Source organism: Streptomyces albidochromogenes, from assembly GCF_005981925.1.
In the GTDB taxonomy this organism is placed as follows: Bacteria; Actinomycetota; Actinomycetes; order Streptomycetales; family Streptomycetaceae; genus Streptomyces; species Streptomyces albidochromogenes.
In genome coordinates, this window is record NZ_VBVX01000466.1 from 1 (window position 1) to 3651 (window position 3651).

Consider the following 3651-nt stretch of genomic DNA (forward strand, 5'->3'; position numbering starts at 1 on the left):
CCCGCCCCCTGCGCGTCGGCCAGCCGCAGATCCTCCGGCCTGATCCCCAGCACCACCTCCCGCCCCGCCGCGAGCCGCACCGGGACGGCCAGCCGCACGGTGTCCGAGAGCCGTACGCGCCCCCGCTCCTCGACGACCCCCGGCAGCAGGTTGATCGCCGGCTCCCCGACGAAGTCGGCCACGAACAGGTTCGCCGGGCTGTCGTAGATCTCGTACGGCGTGCCGAGCTGCTGGATGACGCCGTCCTTCATCAGCGCGATGCGGTCGGCGAGCGACAGCGCCTCCTCCTGGTCGTGCGTGACCAGGATCGTGGTGTGCCCCAAGTCCTGCTGGATGCGCTTGAGTTCCCGGCGTGTGGTGTCGCGCTGCGCCGCGTCGAGGTGCGAGAGCGGCTCGTCGAGCAGCAGTACGTCCGGCTCGCGGATCAGCGCCCGCGCCAGCGCGACCCGCTGCTTCTGGCCGCTGGAGAGCCCGCCCGGCCTGGCGTCGAGGAGCTCCGTCAGGCCGATGCGCTCGGCCATGTCCCGTACGCGCGACGCCACCTCCCCGCGCGGCCTGCCGCGCGCCGCGAGCCCGAACCCGAGGTTGTCGGCGACGGTGAGCGGCGGGTAGAGCGCGTAGTTCTCGAAGGCCACCCCGATGTTGCGCTGTCGGGCGGGGACCGCCACCACCGACGCGCCGCCGACGAGGATGTCCCCGCCGGTCACGTCCTCCAGGCCCGCGATCATCCGCAGGGTGGTGGACTTGCCGCAGCCGGACGGGCCGAGCAGCCCGAGCAGTTCACCGGAGCGCAGCTCCAGGTCGATGCCGCGCACGGCCTCCACCGGCGGGCGGCCCCGTGCGGCGTACGTCTTGCGCAGCGCGCGCAGCGCCAGCTCAGTCATGGTCCGCGCCCCCCGCCGCCGTCGGGCACACCTCGTACGGGACCTTGTGCTCGTCGAGGTCGCGCAGCAGCTCCTCCGACGCCCCGTCGTCGACGAGGACCAGGTCGAAGCGGGGATCGCCACGCTCGCGCTCGACGAAGTGGCCGAACCCCTGGTCGTACAGACCGGACCCGAGGTGCGCCTCGACCGGGGCGACACCGTGCGGGTGAGCGCGGACCCGCGGCTCACCCATGTGTTCGACGCCGAGACAGGAGAGGCCCTGCGATGAAGATCCTGGCAGCCGGTGACCATTTCGTCCTCAACTCGCTGATCGGTGAGGCGCTGGACGCCGCCGTCACCGCGTGCCCGTTCGAACTGACCGAACTCACGCTGCCCTGGCCGCTGGAGCCCTTCACGAAGGTGGGCGAGGTGGACGAGGCCGCCGACTGCGAGGACGCCCTCATCGAGGCGCTGCGGGGCGTCGAGGTGTGCGTCACGCAGATGGCGCCGTTCACCGAGCGCGTCCTGGACGCCTCCCCCGCGCTGCGGCTGATCGTCGTGTGCCGGGGCGGACCGGTCAACGTCAACGTGGCGGCGGCGCGGGCGCGCGGCGTGCGCGTCTGCTTCGCGCCGGGCCGCAACGCCGCCGCGACCGCCGAGTTCACGGTCGGGATGATGCTGGCCGCGATGCGCCGGATCCCGGAGACCCACGACGCGCTGGCGCGGCAGGGGGTGTGGGACGCCTCGTCCTTCACGTACGAGCGGTGCGGTCCGGAGCTGGAGGACACGCGGGTCGGCCTGGTCGGCTACGGCGCGGTCGGCAGCCGGGTCGCGCGGGTGCTGTGCGCGTTCGGCGCGGAGGTGGAGGTGTACGACCCGTACGTACGCGGTGACGTGCACGGCGTACGGGTCGCCTCGCTCGACGCGCTGCTGTCCCGGTCCCGGGTCGTCACTCTGCACGCACGCCTCACCGACGAGACGCGGGGGCTGATCGGCGCCCGTGAGCTGGGGCTGCTGCCGCGGGGCTCCGTACTGGTCAATGTGGCGCGCGGGCCGCTCGTCGACACGGACGCGCTGTGCGACGCGCTGGAGAGCGGGCGGCTGGCGGCGGCCGCGCTGGACACCTACGAGCGGGAGCCGCTGCCGGCCGACGCGCGGCTGCGGCGCGTGCCAGGGGTCGTGATGACGCCGCATCTGGGCGGGGCGAGCCGCCCGGTGGCCGAGAAGGCGGCGCGGATCGCGGCGGCCGAGGTGGGCCGGTACGCGGGCGGGGCGGCGTTGGCGCACTGCCTGACGTGAGGGGGCTGGGCTCCGGGCCGGGCCGTGTGGCGTGTCGCGGTGTGCGGTGGCGCGGTGCGGTGTGGTGTAGCGGTGCGGTGCGGTGTGTTCCAGCGGTGCGTTCGGAAGGGGCGTCCAGATGTACGTCGGGATCGATGTGGGCACGTCGATGGTGAAGGCCGCCGTCTTCGACGCGTCGGGGCGGCAGGTCGCGGTCGAGTCCCGCCCCGTCGCGCTCGACATCCGGGACGGCTTCGTCGAGCAGGACATGGACGAGGTGTACGCCGCTGTCGTGGAGGTCCTCGCCACGCTCGCGTCGGGGCTCACCGGCCCCGTCGAGCTGGCCGGACTCACGGGCCAGGGCGACGGCGTGTGGCTGGTGGACGCACAGGGCCGTCCGGTGCGGCCCGCGATCTCCTGGATGGACGGCCGGGCGCACGAACTGCTCGACGCGTGGATGGCGTCGGACGTCTTCGGGTCCGTGTTCCGGCGTACGGGCAGCGCGATGTTCCCGGGCTGCCCGGGGCCCGTGCTGGCCTGGCTCGACCGGCACGAGCCGAAGGCGCTGGACGCGGCCACCACCGCGCTGTACTGCAAGGACATGGTCTTCCAGCGCCTTACCGGGGTCCGGGCGACGGACGTCTCGGACGCGTCCATGCCGTTCCTCAACCCCCGGACGCGGACGTACGACGACGAGACCCTGGCGCGGCTGGGCCTGTCCCACCGGCGCGGTCTGCTGGCGCCGGTCGCCGACCCGGTCGCCGTCGGCGAGACGCGCGGCCCCGGCCTGCCGCCCGGCACGCGGATCGCGGACGGCCCGTACGACCTGCCGGCGTGCGCGCTCGGCGCGGGGGTGACACGACCGGGTGACGGTCTGCTGATCGTCGGTACCTGCCTGGCGTCGCTCGTCGCGACGGACGTCCTCGATCTGGAGGGCGGCGAGCCGGCCGGGCTCCACATCTCGACCGACCGGCGGGGGCAGTGGCTGCGGGCGATGCCGGCGATGGTGGGCACGGCGGCGCTGGACTGGGTGCTGAGGACCACGGGCGTACGGCACGAGGAGGTCGACGCCCTGCTGGACGCGACGCCGCCGGGGGCGAACGGGGTGCGGGTCCTGCCCTACTTCGCGCCGTCGGGTGAACGCGCGCCGTTCGTGGAGCCGCGGCTGCGGGCCGAGCTGACCGGGGTGTCCCTGGAGACGACGCGGGGCGACCTCGTACGGGCCACCTGCGAGGGCATCGCCTTCGCCGCCCGCCACTGCCTGGAGGCGGCCGGCCTCACCGGTGACCTGGCGGTGTGCGGCGGCGGGACGCGCTCCCCGGCGTGGCTGCGCCTGTTCGCCGACGTACTGGGGCGTCCGCTGCGGGTGGTCGAGGGGGAAGTGGGGGCGCGGGGTGCGGTACTGGCCGCGGCGGCGCGGTTCGGGGTGGACCTGGACGTGGCCACGTGGACCCGGCCCACGGCGGTGGTGGAGCCGGACTCGGGGCGGGCGGAGTTCTACACCCGGGGG

At 74.5% G+C, this 3651-nt stretch carries 4 protein-coding genes; 2 read left to right on the forward strand and 2 right to left on the reverse strand.

All coding sequences use genetic code 11. The annotated features are described in order from the left end of the window. Together E2E34_RS32505 and E2E34_RS36825 are read right to left on the reverse strand one after the other, a co-directional pair. The coding region (locus E2E34_RS32505; protein WP_138905431.1) for an ABC transporter ATP-binding protein at positions 1–884 on the reverse strand (884 nt) is incomplete at its 3' end. Continuing rightward, entirely contained in the window at positions 877–1116 is a 240-nt protein-coding gene (locus E2E34_RS36825; protein ID WP_244316351.1) for a hypothetical protein, read from the reverse strand. The genes E2E34_RS36825 and E2E34_RS32505, both read right to left, overlap by 8 nt. 32 nt (positions 1117–1148) lie before the next feature. Between E2E34_RS36825 and E2E34_RS32520 the strand changes: the two genes are divergently transcribed. Both E2E34_RS32520 and E2E34_RS32525 read left to right on the forward strand, forming a co-directional pair. After that, on the forward strand, positions 1149–2162 hold the full coding sequence (locus E2E34_RS32520; RefSeq protein WP_138905432.1) for a 2-hydroxyacid dehydrogenase: 1014 nt from the start codon (positions 1149–1151) through the stop codon (positions 2160–2162). 118 nt (positions 2163–2280) lie between these two features. Then, the coding region (locus E2E34_RS32525; protein ID WP_138905433.1) for an FGGY-family carbohydrate kinase at positions 2281–3651 on the forward strand (1371 nt) is incomplete at its 3' end.